Source organism: Alteromonas sp. CI.11.F.A3, from assembly GCF_032925565.1.
Taxonomy (GTDB): domain Bacteria; phylum Pseudomonadota; class Gammaproteobacteria; order Enterobacterales; family Alteromonadaceae; genus Alteromonas.
Genome location: NZ_CP136708.1, coordinates 1,784,149 through 1,805,687, shown reverse-complemented (window position 1 = coordinate 1,805,687; position 21,539 = coordinate 1,784,149). Strand labels below are relative to the sequence as shown.

At 43.8% G+C, this 21,539-nt stretch carries 22 protein-coding genes; 9 read left to right on the top strand and 13 right to left on the bottom strand.

The window, feature by feature from the left end; translation table 11 throughout:
* Window positions 1-99: 99 nt before the first annotated feature.
* The 3 genes from clpB to rluD all read right to left on the bottom strand — a co-directional run bounded on the left by clpB (window position 100) and on the right by rluD (window position 4,552).
* Window positions 100-2,676 (bottom strand): ATP-dependent chaperone ClpB, encoded by a 2,577-nt coding sequence (gene clpB, locus R1T43_RS07710; RefSeq protein WP_211070637.1) that lies wholly within the window; start codon window positions 2,674-2,676, stop codon window positions 100-102.
* A gap of 99 nt (window positions 2,677-2,775) precedes the next feature.
* Window positions 2,776-3,510 (bottom strand): peptidoglycan editing factor PgeF, encoded by a 735-nt coding sequence (gene pgeF, locus R1T43_RS07705; protein ID WP_317354612.1) that lies wholly within the window; start codon window positions 3,508-3,510, stop codon window positions 2,776-2,778.
* A 58-nt stretch (window positions 3,511-3,568) separates the two neighbouring features.
* On the bottom strand, window positions 3,569-4,552 hold the full coding sequence (gene rluD / locus R1T43_RS07700) for a 23S rRNA pseudouridine(1911/1915/1917) synthase RluD (RefSeq protein WP_057790736.1): 984 nt from the start codon (window positions 4,550-4,552) through the stop codon (window positions 3,569-3,571).
* A gap of 168 nt (window positions 4,553-4,720) precedes the next feature.
* Between rluD and R1T43_RS07695 the strand changes: the two genes are divergently transcribed.
* Complete coding sequence (locus tag R1T43_RS07695) at window positions 4,721-5,488, top strand: outer membrane protein assembly factor BamD (RefSeq protein ID WP_013783382.1); 768 nt, start codon at window positions 4,721-4,723, stop codon at window positions 5,486-5,488.
* Between the two features lie 111 nt (window positions 5,489-5,599).
* Here R1T43_RS07695 and R1T43_RS07690 read toward each other — a convergent pair whose 3' ends face one another.
* The 3 genes from R1T43_RS07690 to R1T43_RS07680 form a co-directional block, all read right to left on the bottom strand.
* A complete protein-coding gene (locus tag R1T43_RS07690) occupies window positions 5,600-6,328 on the bottom strand; it encodes a ChrR family anti-sigma-E factor (RefSeq protein ID WP_317354605.1) in 729 nt (242 codons plus the stop codon).
* A complete protein-coding gene (locus R1T43_RS07685; protein WP_282145072.1) occupies window positions 6,321-6,932 on the bottom strand; it encodes a sigma-70 family RNA polymerase sigma factor in 612 nt (203 codons plus the stop codon). Before R1T43_RS07685 ends, R1T43_RS07690 begins: the two co-directional genes overlap by 8 nt.
* A 129-nt stretch (window positions 6,933-7,061) precedes the next feature.
* A complete protein-coding gene (locus R1T43_RS07680; RefSeq protein ID WP_211070633.1) occupies window positions 7,062-7,637 on the bottom strand; it encodes an LON peptidase substrate-binding domain-containing protein in 576 nt (191 codons plus the stop codon).
* Between the two features lie 308 nt (window positions 7,638-7,945).
* Between R1T43_RS07680 and R1T43_RS07675 the strand changes: the two genes are divergently transcribed.
* From R1T43_RS07675 to R1T43_RS07655, 5 genes are read left to right on the top strand one after another with little or no spacing between them, the layout of a single operon-like run.
* On the top strand, window positions 7,946-8,371 hold the full coding sequence (locus R1T43_RS07675) for a nuclear transport factor 2 family protein (RefSeq protein ID WP_317355740.1): 426 nt from the start codon (window positions 7,946-7,948) through the stop codon (window positions 8,369-8,371).
* On the top strand, window positions 8,368-9,087 hold the full coding sequence (locus tag R1T43_RS07670; protein WP_317354600.1) for an SDR family NAD(P)-dependent oxidoreductase: 720 nt from the start codon (window positions 8,368-8,370) through the stop codon (window positions 9,085-9,087). The genes R1T43_RS07675 and R1T43_RS07670 overlap by 4 nt, the downstream gene beginning before the upstream one ends.
* Window positions 9,088-9,099: 12 nt before the next feature.
* Window positions 9,100-10,365 (top strand): NAD(P)/FAD-dependent oxidoreductase, encoded by a 1,266-nt coding sequence (locus R1T43_RS07665; RefSeq protein ID WP_317354597.1) that lies wholly within the window; start codon window positions 9,100-9,102, stop codon window positions 10,363-10,365.
* Window positions 10,365-11,093: a DUF1365 domain-containing protein gene (locus R1T43_RS07660; RefSeq protein WP_317354594.1), complete on the top strand. Its 729-nt coding sequence runs from the start codon at window positions 10,365-10,367 to the stop codon at window positions 11,091-11,093. Before R1T43_RS07665 ends, R1T43_RS07660 begins: the two co-directional genes overlap by 1 nt.
* 7 nt (window positions 11,094-11,100) lie before the next feature.
* Window positions 11,101-12,354 (top strand): cyclopropane-fatty-acyl-phospholipid synthase family protein, encoded by a 1,254-nt coding sequence (locus R1T43_RS07655; RefSeq protein WP_317354591.1) that lies wholly within the window; start codon window positions 11,101-11,103, stop codon window positions 12,352-12,354.
* 149 nt (window positions 12,355-12,503) lie between these two features.
* On the opposite strand, the gene R1T43_RS07650 is transcribed toward R1T43_RS07655, so the two are convergent.
* Window positions 12,504-13,433, bottom strand: a complete 930-nt coding sequence (locus tag R1T43_RS07650; RefSeq protein WP_317354588.1) for a flagellar motor protein MotB — start codon at window positions 13,431-13,433, stop codon at window positions 12,504-12,506.
* Window positions 13,433-14,197 carry a flagellar motor protein PomA gene (gene pomA / locus R1T43_RS07645; protein ID WP_013783372.1) on the bottom strand — a complete coding sequence of 255 codons (765 nt, stop codon included), beginning with the start codon at window positions 14,195-14,197 and terminating at the stop codon, window positions 13,433-13,435. The genes R1T43_RS07650 and pomA overlap by 1 nt, the downstream gene beginning before the upstream one ends.
* A 291-nt stretch (window positions 14,198-14,488) precedes the next feature.
* Here pomA and xseB point away from each other — a divergent pair, with 291 nt between their 5' ends.
* The 3 genes from xseB to dxs are packed head-to-tail and all read left to right on the top strand — an operon-like array spanning window position 14,489 to window position 17,560.
* Entirely contained in the window at window positions 14,489-14,731 is a 243-nt protein-coding gene (xseB, locus tag R1T43_RS07640) for an exodeoxyribonuclease VII small subunit (protein ID WP_082605035.1), read from the top strand.
* A 28-nt stretch (window positions 14,732-14,759) separates the two neighbouring features.
* On the top strand, window positions 14,760-15,650 hold the full coding sequence (locus tag R1T43_RS07635; RefSeq protein ID WP_211070628.1) for a farnesyl diphosphate synthase: 891 nt from the start codon (window positions 14,760-14,762) through the stop codon (window positions 15,648-15,650).
* 32 nt (window positions 15,651-15,682) lie between these two features.
* Window positions 15,683-17,560 carry a 1-deoxy-D-xylulose-5-phosphate synthase gene (dxs, locus tag R1T43_RS07630; protein ID WP_317354581.1) on the top strand — a complete coding sequence of 626 codons (1,878 nt, stop codon included), beginning with the start codon at window positions 15,683-15,685 and terminating at the stop codon, window positions 17,558-17,560.
* 133 nt (window positions 17,561-17,693) lie between these two features.
* On the opposite strand, the gene R1T43_RS07625 is transcribed toward dxs, so the two are convergent.
* The 5 genes from R1T43_RS07625 to ribBA all read right to left on the bottom strand — a co-directional run bounded on the left by R1T43_RS07625 (window position 17,694) and on the right by ribBA (window position 21,537).
* Window positions 17,694-18,194, bottom strand: coding sequence for a phosphatidylglycerophosphatase A (locus R1T43_RS07625; protein ID WP_211070626.1), 501 nt, complete (start codon window positions 18,192-18,194; stop codon window positions 17,694-17,696).
* Between the two features lie 18 nt (window positions 18,195-18,212).
* Window positions 18,213-19,178, bottom strand: a complete 966-nt coding sequence (gene thiL / locus R1T43_RS07620; RefSeq protein ID WP_317354578.1) for a thiamine-phosphate kinase — start codon at window positions 19,176-19,178, stop codon at window positions 18,213-18,215.
* A 46-nt stretch (window positions 19,179-19,224) separates the two neighbouring features.
* Complete coding sequence (nusB, locus tag R1T43_RS07615; protein ID WP_013783366.1) at window positions 19,225-19,647, bottom strand: transcription antitermination factor NusB; 423 nt, start codon at window positions 19,645-19,647, stop codon at window positions 19,225-19,227.
* Between the two features lie 13 nt (window positions 19,648-19,660).
* Window positions 19,661-20,134, bottom strand: a complete 474-nt coding sequence (gene ribE / locus R1T43_RS07610; protein WP_013783365.1) for a 6,7-dimethyl-8-ribityllumazine synthase — start codon at window positions 20,132-20,134, stop codon at window positions 19,661-19,663.
* Window positions 20,135-20,436: 302 nt separating this feature from the next.
* Window positions 20,437-21,537, bottom strand: coding sequence for a bifunctional 3,4-dihydroxy-2-butanone-4-phosphate synthase/GTP cyclohydrolase II (ribBA, locus tag R1T43_RS07605; RefSeq protein ID WP_317354574.1), 1,101 nt, complete (start codon window positions 21,535-21,537; stop codon window positions 20,437-20,439).
* Window positions 21,538-21,539 lie beyond the last annotated feature (2 nt).

Sequence of the window (21,539 nt, the reverse complement as noted above, 5' to 3'; positions counted from 1 at the left end):
GTTAACTTTTTTACTTTATATATAAAAAAGCCACACTATCTACCAAGATGTGTGGCTTTGTTTTATCTACACGCTCAATTTCGCGGCATAGTTAATTAATCACTGATTTGAAATCACTAGCTTTTCATTATCTACATCTATTCTAATAACAGAATCTGGCACCAAATCACCTGAAAGTAACTTTTGTGCAAGTGGATTTTCTATATGAACCTGAATCGCCCGTTTGAGTGGCCGCGCACCATATACAGGATCGAAGCCAGCATCAGCGAGTTTGTCCATAGCCGCGCCAGATAAATTAAGCTTGTAGCCTTTTTCTACTAATCTAGCACGCAGTGCTGCCAGTTGAATTTTGGCGATTGATTTAATTTCGTCTTTGCCAAGTGGGTGGAATACCACAATGTCATCAACTCGGTTGATAAACTCAGGGCGGAAATGCTGCCCTACCACCGACATTACTGACGCTTTCATTTCTTCGTACTGACTTTCTTCATGTTGCGTTTGAATAATGTCAGAGCCTAAGTTAGACGTCATGATCACTACGGTGTTTTTGAAATCAACTGTGCGACCTTGCCCATCGGTTAAGCGACCGTCGTCTAATACCTGTAGTAAGATATTAAAAACATCAGGGTGTGCTTTTTCTACTTCGTCGAGCAAAATAACTGAATAAGGCTTTCTGCGCACCGCTTCAGTTAAATAGCCGCCTTCTTCATACCCAACATAACCGGGAGGTGCGCCAACTAAGCGGGCCACAGAGTGCCGCTCCATGAATTCCGACATATCAATACGCACCATGGCGTCTTCGGTGTCGAACATAAAACCGGCTAGCGCTTTACATAATTCAGTTTTCCCCACCCCTGTTGGCCCCAAAAATAGGAAAGAACCGATAGGTCGATTAGGATCGGCAAGACCTGCTCGAGAACGCCTGATTGCGTTAGACACAGCCTCAACCGCTTCCCCCTGCCCTACTACACGTTTGTGTAATACGTCTTCCATTTTAAGAAGTTTATCACGTTCGCCTTCTAGCATTTTAGCTACTGGGATCCCCGTCCAACGTGACAAGACATCGGCAATTTCAACATCGGTGACTTTATTTTTAACTAGCTTAGTTTCTCGGGTTTCATTTTCAGAGGCCCGTTCAAGCTTAGCTTCTAACTCAGGAATTCTACCGTATTGTAGCTCCGACATACGATTTAAGTCAGACGCTCTTCGCGCAATTTCTAAATCGAGTTTCGCTTGCTCTAGCGACGACTTAATAGTCTGCGTACCTTGCATGGCTTCTTTTTCATCAAGCCATACTTTTTCAAAGTCATTATATTTAGTTTCAGCCTGCTCTCGTTCGAGCTCAATCATTTCTAATCGTTTATGACTGGCATCATCGGTTTCTTTGGCAAGCGCTTGCTCTTCTAATTTCAATTGAATAATACGACGCTCTAACCTGTCCATATCTTCAGGCTTTGAATCAATTTGAATGCGAATGCTCGACGCTGCTTCATCAATCAAATCAATAGCTTTATCAGGAAGTTGCCTGTCGCTGATATATCGGTGAGATAAACTGGCCGCTGCAACAATGGCGGGGTCAGTAATATCTACCGAGTGATGCAGCTCATAACGCTCTTTCAACCCACGTAATATAGCAATAGTGTCTTCTACACTCGGTTCATCAACCACGACTTTTTGGAATCGGCGTTCAAGGGCTGCATCTTTTTCAATATATTGGCGGTATTCATCAAGGGTTGTGGCGCCCACACAGTGCAATTCACCTCGGGCTAGCGCGGGTTTTAACATATTCCCCGCATCCATAGCACCGTCGCCTTTTCCGGCACCAACCATAGTGTGCAGTTCGTCGACAAATAAAATAACGCGGCCTTCTTCTTTAGCCAATTCATTGAGTACAGCTTTAAGGCGTTCTTCAAATTCTCCGCGATATTTTGCGCCCGCCACCAGCGCTCCCATATCAAGGGAAAGTACCCGTTTATTCTTAAGGCCTTCTGGCACTTCACCGTTGATAATACGCTGGGCTAAGCCTTCAACAATGGCGGTTTTTCCTACCCCTGGTTCACCAATTAACACGGGGTTATTTTTAGTTCTACGTTGCAAAACTTGCACTGCACGACGGATTTCATCGTCGCGACCGATAACAGGGTCTAACTTGCCTTGTTCTGCGCGCTCGGTTAAATCGGTGGTGAATTTTTCCAATGCTTGACGCACGTCTTCTGCATTAGGATCGTTTACAGTTTGCCCGCCTCGCATGGAATCGATAGCGTTTTCTACGTTATCTTTGGTAATGTTAAGCTGCTTTAAAATTTCGCCTAATCGACCGTTATCTTGAATAGCGGCAAGTACGAAAATTTCAGAAGTAATGTATTCGTCTTTACGCTGCTGAGCGATTTTGTCGCACAGATTAAGCAAAATGCCACTTTGTTTACTTAGCTGAACGTCACCGCCGATACCATCTACGCTAGCAATACGGTCAACCGCTTCACTTAACGCCGAGCGCAGTGCATTCACATTTACATTAGCTTGGTCGAGTACGGGTCGCACCGAGCCGCCTTGCTGGTTCAGCAAAGCCGTCATTAAATGTACAGGTTCAATATATTGATGATCGCGCCCAAGCGCTAAAGATTGAGCATCCGAAATGGCAAGTTGGAACTTATTGGTGAATCTGTCTAATCGCATGGCTAAACCCTAATAATGTCAAAATACCCTATGCATTAGTTATGGGAGCTTATTGAATGAGATTCAAGAGAAACGATTAAAGTTTCGTAAACCTTTGATTTAGCGCAAACCTATTACACTTACCATTCGACCGGTAGATGGCTTGCCTTGATGGGTGGCTCTGCGGTGGGAATAAAATTGTGTTTCATTGCAATAGGTGCAAAGCTGACTATTGATAATAGTACCAACATTGAGCGATGCTAACTGCTGAGCAGCAATGGCTGGTAAATCCAAGTGAAACTTAGTGGGTATATCACTTTGGTATATTGCTGATGGATAATCTGCAAAGCGTTGTGCTAACGACGCATCTACTTCATAGCATTGCTGACAAATAGCGGGTCCAATCCAAGCCATTAACTCTGAAGCTTGGCTTGAAAAGTGGTTTACTGTGCGGCTAATAATTTCAGACTCAAGCCCTTTCCATCCGGCATGCACGGCAGCTACTTCTTTACCCGCATTATCACAAATAAGAACAGGTACGCAGTCGGCTGTCATGACAGCACAAAAATGCCTAGTACTTGTGGTAAAAGCTGCATCCCCTTCTGTCTGGGCTGAAGGCAACGTTATAACATGATTTCCGTGAACCTGATTTAACCACGTAATCGCATTCGCGTAGGGTAAACTAGCGCGATTTAATGCCACAGCGTCCTTATCATCACCTACGTGATCGCCAACATTACACTGGGCAAACTCCCCACGACTGGCGGCCACGCCTTCATTGTTACAGCCACTGCCATCACGGGTGGTAGTGTAAGCCACCACGTTTTTAGGGCTATTCCATTGAGGCGTTATCATACCGAATTCCGCTGCGCAGTAGCTAATATTGGTGATTCAGACATTCCGGTTGCACTGATTAGATCATATCTTCAGGGTTTTCTTTAGAGTCTAAGCGTACCGCCGCTAATAAATCTTGCATATCTTGCGGTAGTGGCGCTTGCCATGTCATCCACTCTTCCGTTTCAGGATGATATAAAGAAAGCTGAGCTGCGTGTAAAGCTTGGCGCTGGAAACCTCGTAAAGTGTTGATAAAGTCATCAGATGCACCTTTTGGTAAGCGTGGTCTACCACTATAGGTAGGATCGCCTAACAACGGATGCTTAATGTGGGCCATATGCACACGAATTTGGTGAGTTCTACCTGTTTCCAGCTTTAAGCGCAAATGCGTATAAGCACGAAACTTCTCAATGACACGAAAGTGAGTCACTGCAGGTTTACCGTTTTCACGCACGGCCATGTGTGTACGCTTAGTTGCATGACGGCCAATAGGCTCATCTACCACACCACCAGCTACCATGGTTCCCATAGCAACGGCTTCATACTCGCGGCTCATCACTCGGGTTTGCAGCTGATCTACAAGGTGGGTTTGTGCAGGTATTGTTTTCGCTACTACCATCAAGCCCGTTGTATCTTTATCTAAACGGTGCACTATACCTGCTCGCGGCACCTTATCAATTTCAGGAACATGATTAAGTAATGCGTTAAGTACGGTGCCACTTGGGTTGCCCGCGCCAGGATGAACCACTAAGTCAGCAGGTTTATTAATCACTAAGATATGTTCATCTTCATAAACAATATCCAGCGCAATATCTTGCGGTTGGCTAGTGACCTGCACTTCTATTTCAGCGCTAACAGTCACCACCTCATCCATTTGCATTTTATGGCGTGGTACTGTGATAACCTGTCCATCAACGGACACATTTCCGCCTTGGATCCAAGTTTTTAGCTTAGAACGTGAATATTCAGGGAACAAATCAGCTAAAACCTGATCTAACCGAAGACTAAAGTGCTCAGCCCCTGTGGTTGCTTCTAATTGTAATGTGTTGTCCGACTGTGTCATAACACCGATTATTAAGTGTAAAAAGGGTATTATAACAAGCTTTCAATCGGTACACTGCGTTGTTTACGAATTTGTATGGTTTTTATCATCGCGAGTACGTTAGAATACGAGAACATGAGCTTAGACAGCGAAGTAATCAATACTGTTTAGCAGGAAAAAAGAACTATTATGAAATCAATTCGATTACTGGCACCTGTGTTATTAGGTGCAATGGTATCTGTCGCAGGCTGTAGTAGCTCCTCCGACGAAGAAGAAAAAGCCGTAATGGCTAATATGGGTGCGCAACAGCTATATAACAGAGCCAAGCAAAGTATGGAAGTGGGTAACTTCAGTGCTGCAGCCCAGACATTAGGTGCATTAGACTCTCGCTATCCATTTGGTCCGCTTTCGCACCAAGTACAATTAGACCTTATCTACAGTTACTACAAATCTGGTAAAAGTGATGAGACGTTGGCCACTATCGATAGGTTTATTCGTCTTAATCCAAACCACTCAGATGTTGATTATGCCTACTATATGCGCGGCCTTACCAACATGGAGTCTGACAGTAACCTGTTTCAAGATTTGATGAACATTGATAGGACTGACCGAGATCCTTCGAAATCTCGTCAAGCTTTTGAAGATTTCAGACGCTTAATGCAGCAATACCCTGACAGCAAATATGCTGCAGACGCTCGCAAGCGTATGCTTCATATTAAAGACAGACTAGCACGATATGAAATAGCTATTGCTCGCTTCTACATGCGCAGACACGCATATGTTGCAGCAGCTAATCGTGGTAGATATGTTATTGAGCACTTCCCTGAAAGCACGCAAATTCAGCAAGCGCTTGAAATTATGGTATCTAGTTACGAGCAATTAGGCTTGGATGATTTGCGTGGAAACGCAATGAAGACATTAAAGCTAAACTTTCCTGAAAGTGACTTTATTAGCTAATAATTCTGATAGCTAGATCAAAAAAGCGCAGTTCATAACGAACTGCGCTTTTTTTGCATTTATTTTTAAGCTTTTACTAAGAAAAACTACAAAAGATACTGTTACGAAAGGTTAGCGAAAGAAAAGATGGCTAAATGGATTGAGAAGGCGCGCTATACCAGAAGTAAAGTGTAAGGGTTGATCGACGATTGTGAAAACCAAGCAGCCTTGAGCATTGTCAGAACGTGGAGTATGGGTATTTTGGCCATCCATAAAAATAAAATCGCCGGAATCGTAGTTATTGAGCCCGTCACTGAATTCGCCGTTAATGACTAACGTATATTCAGTGCCTCGATGAGTATGTTCAGGAACACTTCCACCTTTGCCCATGTAAATAAAGTTAGCTACACCTTGGCTACCTAAATCTACTGGGGCTTGCCACAGTTTACCTACCAAGCTAGACCAACCTCCGGTCTTCTCTTTATACCGCTGAAGCGTTCGTGGCAGGACAAAGTTTCTACCATCAAGGTCAATAGAATCGTTAGCAGCAATACTGACTTCTGTGCTTATATTCTGCTTTATGGGCGATTGTTTCTGTTGTGAACCGGTATCGGCTTCAACAGATGAAGGCGATTGGGTAATTTGCGCAATCATTGCGCTGTAATCGGCTTTAAGGTCAACTGGCTTAAAACCATTATCTTCTAGTAACGAACCAGCTAGGCGCTCAGTTTCTTGTTCCACAAATCGCTGACACGTACTGCACATATCACAATGTGCAGAAACCATTAGCGAGACCGCTGGGGACAAATTTCCGTCAACAAATGAAACGAGTTGTTGAGCACTTGGGTGGAACCTAATCATTACTCTGTAACATACCTTTTAATCTTTGAAGTGCTAAGCGGGTTCTCGACTTAACTGTACCTAGCGGGATATCTAACTCATCAGCGACTTCTTGTTGAGATTTACCATCAATATAAATGGCTTCAATCACTGCTTTCTGTTTAACAGGAAGTGATTCAAACAAATAACCGATTTGCTCTAACGTAACTTGTTCATCAAGTGGTGCTTCATTCAAGTCAGCAGTTTGTTCACATAATACTGGCCATAGGTCATCAGAACACACATCTTCTTTGCGATTTTGAAGCTTACGAAGCATATCAAAACGAATGTTTCGAGCAATAGTGAAAATCCACGTAGATGGCGAACCTTTTTCTGCATTAAACAAATGGGCTTTCTGCCACACGTTCGACATGGTGTCTTGTACTAGCTCCATTGCGAGTGCTTCGTTACCCATCTGCTTTAACGCGTATGAGCGAAGTCTCGGAGCGAAATAATTAAAAACCCGCGCAAAAGATGCTTTGCAACGCTTTTGGGCGACTTCTACTAGGTAATCAGACATCTCAACCGCGCATTCTTTCGGTTTAATCGTACTATTGCTTTGTTCTAAAGGAATTCCAACTAACATAAGGTTTCGTCCGTTTATCCGATTTGATTGGTATATATTACAAATAAACGATGAAAGAAGTTCGAAAAAATCGCTCATTCCACATTACAATTGTTTAATGGAATTTAAGAAATTATCTTTTAACTCGTTTTACCGAATTAACGCATACAGATAGTTAAGTAAGTTCTTACCACCACCCTCTTTTAGAAACTGCTGCTTTTGTCCACCATCTACAGGTAACAATTCAAGCCACCGTCTTAACACCCACATTGGGTCGTCAAACCGGGTTTCTTCATAAAGTGATGCTATCTCCGTATACTTCGCAAAAATCTCTTTCAAACGCTCATTTATAGGCGCTAACTGCTGAGGTGATATTTCGCAGTTCCAAGGCGCGACAGAACGACAATGTCCTGTACGTAACCCATCTGATTCAACTGCTACATCAGATACCTCAACTAACTCTAATCCAGCAACCTTTATGCCAAGCAAGCCATCATCAAGTAAATCGAAGTCAACAACCTTGGCGTAGGTACCAATCGGATAAATATGCTCGTTACGCGATTTGTCGCCAGATGCGTTTAGCATACACATCACAAACCCTTTGTTTTCAGCGCATGCCTGCTTAACCATGCGCGTGTATCTGGGCTCGAAAATGCGTAACGCCATACGTCCTTCTGGAAGCAAATGGGCAGATAACGGAAATAGTGGAATGGGTGTCTTACTCATAAACTCTTAACTCTTTTAGTCATAAGCAATTACGCCACTGTGAACAAATTGGATCGCCAAGGAAAAAATTTCACACTTTAGTCTAAGGGCAATGATCCGACGCGCCGCTTTATTTGTAAAACGACTATATTAAAAAAACGTTAACCAACTTGGTTACGCTTCAAATAATAGAACGATAATCAAAATAGCGTGTATAGTAATTTCAAGTAGTACCCTTAAACAAGCTTCCACGCAGTATTAGCAATAGTAACAACAAGTTATATAGCTATTTTATGTTTCTTTGTGTATTTTAAAAAAGTGAAGAAGTGATGACTGTATTAGATAGATTTTCGACCATGTACGCCGATATATGCCAAATCACTCTAGATGATTTAGCAGACATTTATGCTTCCAACGTAACATTTGTTGATCCTATCACGACTCACCACGGCCTTGACGATGTTCAGAAGTATTTTGCAAACTTACTCGAACAAGCCGAACGTTGTCAGTTTGATATATCAATGATAGCGCCAGTGAGTAGCAACAGCATCACTCATATTGTTAACTGGACGATGAACCTCAAACTCAAGCAAAGCGATAAATTAATTACTGTAGATGGGAATACCCAACTAACGGTAAAGGATGACATTATTGTTTATCACAAAGATTACTATGATTTAGGGGAAATGGTTTACGAACACATTCCTTTGCTCGGGTTCTTTGTTAAGAAGATTAAAAAGAGGTTAGCGAAATGAAGACATTACTCATTACCGGTGCAACCTCGGGAATTGGCAAAGCGCTAGCGGTTCATGCAGCAGAAAAAGGCTATCAAGTCATTGCATGCGGCCGAAATCAAGATGTATTAGATGAACTGAGCACGAAGCCAAATATTAGGCCGCTTCAATTTGATGTCACTTCTCTTGAAGATGCGAAACGAGCGCTACAAAACGTCAAGTGCGACATTGCCATTTTAAATGCCGGTACCTGTGAATATGTAGATATCGATGAATTTGAATCAGATATGTTCAGACGGGTTTTTGAACCGAACTTTTTCGGTGTCGTTCACTGTGTAGAAGCGCTTATTCCGTCATTAGATAAAGGCGATAAACTGGTCATAGTAGACAGCATGGCTCGCCTTCTTCCATTTACCCGATCTCAGGCTTACGGGGCAAGTAAAGCAGCCCTTCACTATTTTACGAAAAGTTTAGAGGTAGATTTACACGACCGGGGTATAAAAGTTCAAGCGGTATCGCCAGGCTTTGTTGAAACCCCGCTTACCGACAAAAATGATTTTGATATGCCAATGAAAATTACGGCCACCGAAGCGGCGGAGTCTATGCTAAAAGGTATTGAAACCGACAAGCAAACCGTTTTTTTCCCCCGCATGTTTGGCTTTATCCTGCGGTTTATGCATATTTTACCTGTTGGATTACAAAAGAAATTATCGCTATCGATGCGAGAAAAGCAGTAGAGCACAATTACAATGACAAAAAATGTAGCGATTATCGGGACAGGTATTTCAGGCCTGACTTGTGGGTATTTTTTAAATAAAACGGCTGATATAACGGTTTATGAGGCCAACGATTACATTGGCGGGCACACTGCCACAAAAAAGATTAACGATGATGGCATTGAACGACATATCGATACCGGCTTCATTGTATTTAATGATTGGACCTACCCTAGATTCATAAAGCTGATGAAACAGCTTGATGTAGCATATCAACCCACCGAAATGAGCTTTTCTGTTACCAGTAAAAAGGCCAATATTGAGTACAATGGCAATACGATAAATAGTCTGTTTGCACAGCGTCGGAATATATTGCGCCCGAGGTTTTGGCGTATTGTGCGCGATATTCTGAAGTTCAACAAAGCCTGCAAGGCTTTTGTTGCCGAAAAGCGCGATACGTCTTCAATGACACTTCAAGATGTTATTAACGAGCTAAAGCTAAGCGATGACTTTGCTCGCTATTATATCTTACCCATGTGCGCCGCTATTTGGTCTGCAAGTCTTGCTCAAACTAGGCAGTTCCCACTGACTTTCTTTCTCCAATTTTTTAACAACCATGGCTTATTGAACATAAGTGACAGGCCACAGTGGTACACCATTAAAGGAGGCTCTAGCACTTATATCCCCCCGTTAACAGCCAGCTTTAAAGACAAAATAAAGCTATCTTGTGGTGTTACCAATGTTAAGAAAGTAGGCGATATGTGGCAGGTCACTGACACATCTGGCGCTCAATCCACATTTGACCACGTTGTTTTCGCCTGCCATAGCGACCAAGCCCTTGCCATGCTAGATACCCCTACCGAAGCTCAGCAAGCTGTGTTAGGTGCCATTGGCTTTGCTCAAAACGACGTTGTTATGCATAAAGATACAAACCAACTTCCAAAGCGAAAGCTTGCATGGGCGAGTTGGAATTACCGATTAAAAGACGATGCTGGCGAAGAAGACAGACCGGCTTCGGTGACTTACGACATGAATATTCTTCAGCGATTAGACGCTGCGAACACCTACTGCGTCACCCTTAATAACATAAATGAAATTGATAAAAGCGCGGTGTTGGGTAGTTATCAATATGCGCACCCTCAATTTAGTGAAATTATGGTGAATGCACAACAGCGCCGAAGCCAAATATGCGGTGTTGATAATCTTCATTTTTGTGGCGCCTACTGGTATAACGGCTTTCATGAAGACGGCGTACATAGCGCATTAGATGTATGCGAGCGATTTGGAGTTAACCTCTGATGGATAGCGCTATTTATGAAGGAAAGGTGTATCACGAACGCTTTTCACCTACCCAACATAAGTTCGACTATCATATCTATTTATTCTGGATAAAGTTAAGCGAAGTTGATGCCTTGCCAGCGGCTTTGAAACACTTTTCGGTTGATACCAAAGCAAGAGTACGCTTTAACCGTGAAGACTACTTAGGTGATAGCAACACGCCATTAGACCAAAGCGTACTAGAAAAAATGAACAGTTTAAGTGAGGATACCTTAAGCGGTGATGTATACATGCTTGGGCAGCTTCGTATGTGGGGAATGTATTTCAGCCCTGTTAATTTTTATTATTTAAAGGGTAAAGACAATTCCTTTACCCATGTATTGGCAGAAGTCAGTAATACCCCTTGGAATGAGCGACACTATTATTTGGTCGATTTGGCACTGCAAGCAGATACACCAAAAGCATTCCATGTATCGCCGTTTAACCCTATGGACATGATGTACAAATGGCGAATAACGCAACCTAGCCATCGCCTCGCATTGGTAATGGACTGTGTTCGAGACGATAGAGAATTCAGTGCTGGAATAAATTTAACACGGCTTTCATTAGATAATGCGAATCTAAGTCGGGTTATGAAACGTATACCTAGTATGACCATTAGAACAATGATTGGCATATATTGGCAGGCGTTAAAGTTACTTATAAAACGAACGCCACTTTATAACCACCCTAAGAAAAGTCAGGAATAATAACTACATGTCTTCCGGTGAATCTGTATTTAGTACCCCTTCAGAAGCGTCTCTTTTTGACAAGGTTTGTAGGCGCGCATTTTTAAAGTGTTTAGAGAAACTTCCACATGGTTCACTTACCATCATGGAAAATGGCAGTACGATTGCCTCTTTGGGTAACCCCAACGACGATTTGCACGCAACTATTAATTTTAAAGACGTAAAAGCCTATCGCCAACTATTATTGGGCGGCAGCGTGGGTGCAGGTGAAGCCTATATGGATGGCCTGTGGGAAAGCGACAATGTTACGGCTGTAGTGCAAATTTTTGCGCGTAATTTATCTACCCTTGATGCGTGGGAGAACAAGTTTAAATGGATTTCCATGCCTATTTTAAAAATTCAGCACTTTGCCCGCCGCAACACACAAGACCAAGCCAAGAAAAATATTGAAGCCCATTACGATTTAGGAAATAAGCTTTACACACGCTTTCTTGATAACACCATGATGTATTCATCGGCAATTTATCCTGATATTGATGCCAGTTTAGAAGAGGCACAAAATCACAAACTTAAAACAATTTGTGACAAGCTTCAGTTAACCGAAGGTGACCATCTTTTAGAAATTGGTACCGGTTGGGGTGGTTTGGCAGTGTATGCGGCTAAGCATTATGGTTGTAATGTGACCACCACAACTATCTCTGAAGAGCAATATGCCTGGGCAGAGCAGTGGATTGAGCGCGCGCAGGTGTCTGACAAAGTCACTTTGCTGAAAAAAGACTATCGCCTGCTAGATGGTAAATACGATAAGCTGGTTTCAATAGAAATGATCGAAGCTGTAGGAAAAGACTACTTAGGTAACTTTTTTGAGAAGTGTTCATCGTTGTTGAAAGACGATGGGCTAATGTTGCTACAATCCATCACCATCGATGATAGGCGTTATGAAAGTTACGCAAGCAGTGTGGATTTCATTCAAAAATACATCTTCCCTGGTGGATTCCTGCCCTCACAATATCAGTTAAACGCTCATTTAAAGCGCTATAGCGACATGATGATTCGAGATTTGCATGATATCGGCTTAGATTACGCCCAAACGCTAAATCATTGGTACGAGGCTTTTATTAGCGCTAAAGAAGCGTTACTAAACGACGGTTACGATGAACGCTTTATGCGGATGTGGATTTACTATTTAAAATACTGCGAAGGTGGTTTTTTAGAAAGAACCATTAGCACTGTGCAATTAGTAATATCTAAGCCACATCACAGAGAAGCCCTGCAACGCTAGTTGCATGTGCAAACAATGTTAGTCGGATGTTTAAGGCCCCGTTAGTTGGCTCTTTAAGGCAAGATTAGTTGGAAGTGTAAGACGACTACAAAATAAAAGGGCGAATCATCTGATTCGCCCTTTTTGGTTTTGCGTTCTGCTTATAACCTTTATTCATCAACCACGGATATAGGTTGAGAGGTCATGGGTTTACCTTGATTAATATTAATCTCTACCCGTCTATTTCGCGCTCTGTCAGCCGGCGTTGTAGCATCTTCTACCATAGGGTCGGTATCGGCCTTCCCTACTACCGACATTCTGCTTTCATCGAACCCTGGGGCTGTCCGCATGGCTTCGGCTACGGCTACGGCACGCTGAGACGATAAATCCCAATTGGAACGATAGAGCTCGTTTGCAATGTGTTGTCCGTCACTATGCCCTGATATTTCTATTTCCCCTGGCACATCAGCTAACAGCACCCCAATTTTGCGTAAGATAGGCTGGAACTGAGGTTGTAGGAATGCAGAACCGGCCGAAAACGAACCGTTCTCTCTAATACGAATAGTCAGTTGCTGACCTAAAGACTCTAATTCTACTGCACCATCAAGAATTTGCTTTTGTAACTGCTGCGCCACTTTTTTCATTAACTCAGCAGTCTGGGTTTGGTCTGAGCTTTGTGACTCAGATGAAGACTGATCAGTAGCCGTTTGTTGTGACTGACCACCACGCTGTTCGCCTCTTTGTTTCTGCCTACCGCCAGCAGAATCTTCATCCCCCGCTTGAAACTCCAACATTTGCTGGGTCATCTCAATCGTTTGTTGTTGAATAGTATCGATAGGCGACGGGTCTGGACGACCGGGTCTGAATTCCATCGCAATAACACTGGTGCCTTTAGGGATGTCTTTCACTTCAATTTTGTTTTGCACCCCAAAGGCAAACTTCATAGAGCCCGCTATTTGCTTGAACTTCAGTACATCCATTTCTGAAAATGAGAGCAACAGTACAAAGAAGCACATAAGCAACGACATTAAATCCGCGAAGGTCCCCATCCATGCAGGAAGCCCCTCGGGAGGACATTTTGGGCACTCTTCTTCAGCCATTATTCGTCCTCAGCGCCCGTACCGCGTTTACTTGCCGCTAGATAGTTTTTCAATATACCTTCGATAACACGCGGGTTTTGTCCATCAGCAATACCCACAATGCCATCGAGTACTAGCATTTGGTTAAGCTTTTCTTCTTGAGCGCGGTTACCGAGTTTTACCGCCATGGGTAGGCAGATAATGTTGGCAAGGAATGCACCATACAAAGTAGTTAATAGTGCTACCGCCATCGCTGGTCCAATCGATTTAGGATCATCCATGTTGGAAAGCATGGCCACCAGACCAATCAGGGTTCCAATCATTCCCATTGCTGGTGCGATATCACCCATACCTTTAAATATGGTGGCACCAAATTCGTGTCGCTCGGTGGTCATAGAAATATCTTTCGCTAAGGTTTCTCTGACCACTTCTATGTCGTGACCATCAACCAGCATGTCTACACCTTTTTGCATAAACGGATTGTCAATTTCAGCTTCTTCTAATGCAAGAAAACCGCCTTTACGTGCTGCATCGGCCATCTCAACAATTTTTTCAATTAAGTCTTCAGGCGTATCAATTTTGAACATGAATGCTTTGCCTGCAATTTTACCTGCACCAAAGAACTGCCCTAAAGTGTATTGGGATAAAATAACGAAAAGGGTGCCACCAAATACGATCAAGATAGACGGTACGTTGATGAACATGGCAATACTGCCACCCATAACCATGGCCATTACTACAAAGCCGATGGCGCCCAACATACCTATGACGGTTGCTAAATCCACTCACTCTTCCTCATTTTTTGCAGACGCTGCATAACTATTACTCGTATTCTATCGGCATTGTATAGAATTTCTATAACAAGATTATCGCAAATTGCCTTAATTATTGTATACATAATGACGTTAGTCGAACTTTAGGCGCCAGTTTTGATACTGAGGCTTGATTCACAACGCGTTGTCATAGATAGCTGCAATAGGGCATATATTGACAAACCATTTGACCCATTGGCTACCCTCAGTTAATGTGCGCGTAATCCCAAGAAACGCCTAAAATTGAGTGCTATGGTGGCGAAAGTGACGAAAAAGACAGATTCTCCCTCGTTTGAGGAAACCCTTACCGAATTAGATGCCATTGTTAATGAGATGGAAAACGGTGAGTTACCATTAAACGTTGCACTTGAGAAATTCGAGCGAGGCATTGCCCTTTCTCGTGAAGGCCAGAAGTCGTTAGAGCAAGCCGAGCAAAAAGTTAAAATTTTGCTTAATGAGCAAGGCGAAAGCGCATTACACCCTCTTCCTGAAGACGAGCAACCTTAAGCCTCGTGTCGCAACAAACAGGTACGTTATGAATTTCACTGCATTGCATCAGCAAGTTAAGCAGCAGACCGATGCGTCGTTAAATACGCTTATTGATGACCTTCCCCACGACGCACCGCGGCTTAAAGAAGCAATGCGCCATGCGTTGTTGGTAGGGGGTAAACGCATGCGACCTTTACTGGTTCAGGTTATCGGCAACACCCTTGATGTGCCTAAAGGCGATCAAATGGCGATTAGTATGGCAATTGAGTGCGTGCATGCGTATTCGCTGGTACATGATGACTTGCCAGCCATGGACGACGACGATTTGCGTCGCGGCCAGCCAACTTGTCATATTGCATTTGATGAAGCCACCGCAATATTAGCCGGTGATGCATTGCAAGCCCTTGCTTTTAGCACATTAGCCGATGCGCCATTAAGTGATTTCGCAACCAATAAACGTGGTGAATTACTTTCTGTGCTAGCCCGCGCCGCAGGCTATCGCGGCATGTGTGGCGGGCAAGCTATTGATTTAGCCAGCACGGGTGAAGAAATAAGCCTAGAGCAGCTCAAGCGGCTGCACAATTTGAAAACCGGCGCCCTGCTTCGTGCATGTATTGAAATGGTATCTATTGTTTCTCCAGAACTTGATAGTGACAGTAAAGCAGACCTATTGGCCTACGCCGATGATATTGGTCTTGCATTTCAAGTCCAAGATGACATTCTTGACGTAGAAGGTAATAGTGAGCAATTAGGAAAGCCTGCAGGCTCTGACATTGCTTTGGGTAAGAATACCTTTCCTGCCAAACTTGGCATTGAAGGCGCAAAACGAGAACTTGATAAGCTGCATCAGAATGCCCTTCAAGCCTTGGCTCGTTTACCCTACAATACAGACAGTTTAATTGCGTTTAGCGAACTATTGGTAAAACGAGACCATTAGTTCTGCAACCATGTTGAAAAAGATAATAAATAATGAGTTTAGACCTCCAACATTACCCCACGCTTGCTATTGCGCAAACGCCGGATAAGTTAAGACAGTTACCGCAAGAGAAGTTGCGTGAGTTGTCAGATGAATTACGAGAATATTTACTAAATAGTGTTAGCCAAACCAGTGGACACTTTGCGTCGGGCTTAGGCACGGTAGAGCTTACTGTGGCTTTGCATTATATTTATAATACGCCAATCGACAGATTAATTTGGGATGTGGGTCATCAGGCTTACCCCCATAAAATTCTGACGGGTCGCGCTAAGCAAATGTCGACTATTCGACAAAAAGACGGCTTGCACCCCTTCCCTTGGCCACCTGAAAGTGACTACGACACTTTTGCTGTAGGCCACTCGTCTACATCGATAAGTGCTGCGCTTGGTATGGCAGTTGCCGCTGAGCAAGAAGGTAAAAATCGTAAAGTGGTTGCCGTTATTGGTGATGGTGCGATTACCGCAGGTATGGCATTTGAAGCAATGAACCATGCTGGTGATATTAATAAAGATATGGTTGTGGTGTTAAACGACAACGAAATGTCTATCTCTGAAAACGTAGGTGCGCTTAATAGTCACCTAGCCCGTTTATTAACGGGTAATGTCTTCAACTCTATTCGCGATGGTTCTAAAAAGCTATTAAGTAATGTGCCACCTATCAAAGAGTTTGCTAGTCGCGCAGAAGAGCATCTTAAAGGCATGGTAGTACCGGGCACTATCTTTGAAGAGCTTGGCTTTAATTACATTGGCCCTATTGATGGTCACGATGTGGATGCGGTGGTAGATACCTTGCGTAATATGCGCAAGTTCAAAGGCCCACAATTGCTTCACGTGGTAACTAAAAAAGGTAAAGGCTACGCCCTTGCCGAAAAAGATCCGATTAAATTCCACGCAGTGCCTAAATTTAATCCTGCCGATAACGCATTGCCCAAAGCCAAGCCATCTGCACCGACTTTTTCTGCCATTTTTGGCGATTGGTTGTGCGATATGGCAGCGCAAGATCCTAAATTGATGGCGGTTACCCCCGCTATGCGTGAAGGTTCTGGCATGGTCGCATTCTCGCAGCAATACCCTGAACAGTATTTTGATGTTGCCATTGCAGAACAGCATGCGGTTACCTTTGCTGCGGGCCTAGCGCGCGATGGATGTAACCCAGTAGTTGCCATCTACTCAACCTTTTTACAGCGTGCGTACGATCAGCTTATTCACGATGTGGCGTTGCAAGACTTGCCGGTTTTATTTGCTGTTGACCGTGCCGGTATAGTGGGTGCTGATGGCCCTACTCACCAAGGTGCGTTTGATATTGCCTTTTTGCGCTGTATTCCAAATATGATTGTTATGGCGCCGTCTGATGAAAATGAATGCAGACAAATGCTTTATACCGGGCATAAAGCGCAAAAACCTGCTGCGGTACGCTACCCTCGAGGGTCTGGAATGGGTATTACCCCAGACGCTGCGATGACCGAGTTACCGATTGGCAAATCGAAGGTTAGCCGTGCTATTACCGGCAAGCCAGCGAAAAAAGCAGCAATATTGAATTTTGGCACACTCTTACCTAATGCGTTAGCGGCTGCAGAAGCTATTGATGCAACGGTTATTGATATGCGCTTTGTGAAGCCGCTGGATGGCCAAGCTATTGAGAAAGCAGCGGCAGAACACGATATGCTTATTACCTTAGAAGATGGGTGTATAGCCGGCGGTGCTGGCTCTGGTGTGCTTGAGTACTTACAACAACAAGGCATTATGAAACCCGTTCGTACGTTAGGGCTTCCAGACAGCTTTATTTTACAAGGTACGCAGCAAGAAATGTACAAAGAGCATGGGCTGGATGCCGAAGGCATTACCGCTACACTTAAAGGCTTACTGAACTAACAATTGGTTTCGTAACTTATTCACTCACTAGTCTTTAAAAACAAAAAGCCCGCAGCAGCGGGCTTTTTAGTATGTACAAATTTTGCGTATTATCGAACGAGCTTAGGTTTGGTTAGATTAGGTTAGCCCGATTTTAAAACAAGGTTGTAAATGCAGGCCACACGCTCATCATGATATGTAAACACGCGCAAGCCATAGCACCTGCCACTATGTCATCGAGCATAATGCCGGTACCGCCGTGCAAGCGCTTATCGATAGGCCCTATTGGCCATGGCTTTAAAATATCGAATACGCGAAACAGCAAAAAACCTGCTAGCAACGAAGACGCTGTAATAGGTACAAATAAGAAGGTAATAAACATACCTGCCACTTCATCCCACACAATAGAGCCGTGATCGTGCACCTGCATATCATCAGCGGTTTTTCCGCACAGATAAATGCCAAAAATTGAGGCAAAAACAGTGAAAGCGATAAATACCACCACTGGCATATTCGCTGACAATACTAATAATGGAAGTGCAGCCGCTGAGCCAAACGTACCGGGCATAAACGGGATAAGCCCACTACCAAAACCCAGCGCTAAAAAGTGCACTGGATTCTTCATGCTAATTCTAGCGCGATATTCTTTTTGCATATAATGCTCTGTTAGCTTCTAGAAACTATGCTCGTAACCATTTTCATTAGTTGGCGTGAACGGCTGATTATCTTTCAATAAATTAAGCTGACCAACATGACCGCTTAACTGACCAATACAGGTTGCTTTTACGCTACTACTGCCCATCGAGGTTTCAAAGTTGCCTCGTTGTTCTTCGCCTACGGTAAAGATAAGCTCGTAATCGTCGCCTGCTGACAGCGCATATTCAATAGCTTGAGCATTATCAACGGCGCTCGTTAACGCTCTCGATAAAGGCAGCTTATCAACATGTACATTTGCACCACAGCCTGATGCTTTCAGTATGTGACCTAAATCCGATATTAAACCATCAGACACGTCAATACATGAGGAAGCAATACGACGAAGTGCCGTTCCCATTGCAACGCGAGGTGTAGGGTAATAATGCCGATTAATAAGCACATCGCGTGCTTCACCAGCCACCGATAGCTTATTTTGAAGAATATCTAAGCCTGCACCAGCATCACCTAATGTGCCTGTCACATAAACCCAATCACCAGGTTTCGCATTACTGCGAGTCAGTTCAGAACCGGGTGGAATGAACCCTTGCGCCGTAATGGTCATGGCCATCGGGCCTTTAACGGTATCGCCACCAATTAACTGTACTGAATAATACTGCGTGAGTTCGTATAAACCATCTACGAATTCGCTAAGCCATTCATCATTCACTGTTGGTAACGACAACGATAAGCTTATCCAAGCAGGTTCAGCACCCATGGCGGCTAAATCGCTTAAATTTACGGCTACGGTTTTATACGCAACTGATTTTGCAGGTGCATCTTCTAAGAAGTGCACACCGGCTACTAAGGTGTCTGTAGTAACGGCAAGTTGTTGGTTACTAGGAACGTTAGTTACGGCACAATCATCACCAATACCAATAACAACGTCTTTACGAGTATGGCCGCCATCAGAGAAGTAGCGGCCGATAAGATCAAATTCTTTCACGATAGTCTATTAAACCCTTTGTGACATCCAATGCCACTGGACAAGGTTAATCGCGTTCGTCTTTACGCAACGAGCGAACCGCTTTATCAAGCGCACCATTGATGAATTTATGACTTTCTTCGGCCCCGAAAGACTTCGCAAGTTCAATCGCTTCATTAATAATTACGCGATAAGGCACATCCTTACGCTCTGTAAGTTCCAGTGTCGCAATACGTAAGATAGCCTTTTCGATTGCATCTAGTTCTTCAGGCAAACGGCCCAAATACGGCTTTATAGTCGTATCTAAATGGCTAGCGCTGTGCGCCACACCGCGAAGCAGTGCCTGAAAATAAGCCATATCAACTTTCTTCATATCGTTACTGGTCGCTAGCGCCAGTTCAATTTGTTGAATATCGTTATGACTCATTTGCCATGAATAGATGCCTTGAAGGGCAAGTTCACGGGCTTTACGACGAGCTGAAACTTTCACTTAATTTTTTACCTTAAAGCTTTTCAACAGCATCGATAACGTTAACCATTTCAAGCGCACCTAAGGCTGCTTCTGCGCCTTTGTTGCCTGCTTTGGTTCCAGAACGTTCGATAGCCTGTTCAATAGAATCTGTAGTGATAACACCAAAAGATACCGGCACACCATATTCTAGCGATACTTGCGCTAGGCCTTTGTTGCATTCACCTGCAACAAAGTCAAAATGAGGTGTGCCGCCACGAATTACCGCACCAAGTGCAATAATGGCGTCAAAAGATTTTTTCTCAGCAAGTTTCTTAGCAACAATAGGCAACTCATAAGCACCTGGAACACGTACCACTGTGATATCGTCTTCGTTCACTTCACCGTGACGGTCTAGTGTGTCTAATGCGCCTTCCAATAAGCTCTCAACAACAAAGCTATTAAAGCGTGCAACAACAATAGCAATCTTCTTACCGGTCGCTCTGATATTACCTTCAACTACTTGCATGATTTCATTCCTCGAGAAAAACGGCGCGAAGTATACCACAACTACGCCCAAACTAAATCGATTGTTTTTGTTACTGGCTGACAAGTCCGTTAGCCCGAATAACAAACGGCAAGGTGGGGATAGGGCTCCGTAAACACGCGGTAAATACTTCCCTGTACGCTCCGCCACCGCATCCATGCGGTGGAGGGTTTACTGCGCCCTTTCCCCACCTTTCCTATAAATTACTTACGTAAATTGCATTGGCTTGTGGTAATGACTTTTCGTTAACAGAGCCTTACCAAGAGCTTATGATTTACCACTACTTAATCGTGTACGTACTCAACCACTTCTAGGCCATAGCCTGATAAGGCATGGTACTTAATAGGCTTGCTTAGCAGGCGCATTTTTTGAACGCCAATAGAAGCTAAAATCTGGCTGCCCACACCAATGGTGCGTGAAGAGCCCTGCCAATCAGCACCGGTTGGGCGCTCGCCTCTATCTTCTGCGGCAAAACGGCGAACCTGTTGTTCAATTTGTTCATCTTTACCTAGCAATACGAGCACACCGCCTTCATCAGCAATTTTTTGCATCCCTTCCGATAAGGTAAGCGAACGATGAATGCCGCGGGTAGAGCCCAACAAATCACTGAAGGTGTTATGCAGATGCACGCGAACCAATGTTGGGGTTTCAGCGGTCACTTCACCTTTTTTCAGCGCAAAGTGTAGCTGGTTATCTATGCTGTCTTTGAACGTGTGCAGCTCAAAATCACCATATTCTGTCGGTAGGTTGCACTGAGCGACCTTTTCAATGGTAGTTTCGTTTAGGTTTCTGTACTCGATTAAATCGGCGATGGTGCCAATTTTAAGGTCGTGTTTTTCGGCGAATTTCTCAAGCTCCGGACGACGCGCCATTGAGCCGTCTTCATTTAAGATTTCAACGATAACGCCAGCTGGCTCTAATCCTGCTAAACGGGGTAAATCGACACCCGCTTCGGTATGCCCTGCACGGTTTAATACACCGCCTTCTTTCGCAATTAGCGGAAAAATATGCCCTGGCTGGACTATATCGGTAGCCTTCGCTTCTTTAGCAACGGCAGCTTTAATGGTAACCGCGCGATCTGCTGCTGAAATACCGGTAGTAACACCTGTTGCCGCTTCAATCGATACGGTGAAGTTAGTAGAAAACTGTGCTTCGTTTTTATCCACCATTAACGGCAGATTAAGGCGTCTACAGCGTGCTTCGGTCATAGGTAGGCAAACTAAACCTCTGGCATGCGTAACCATAAAGTTAATCGCTTCTGGCGTTACATGTTCTGCTGCCATAATAAGATCGCCTTCGTTTTCGCGATCTTCATCATCCATCAAGATAACCATTTTACCCAGGCGAATGTCTTCAATAATTTCTTTCGAGGTGTTAAATGCCATAG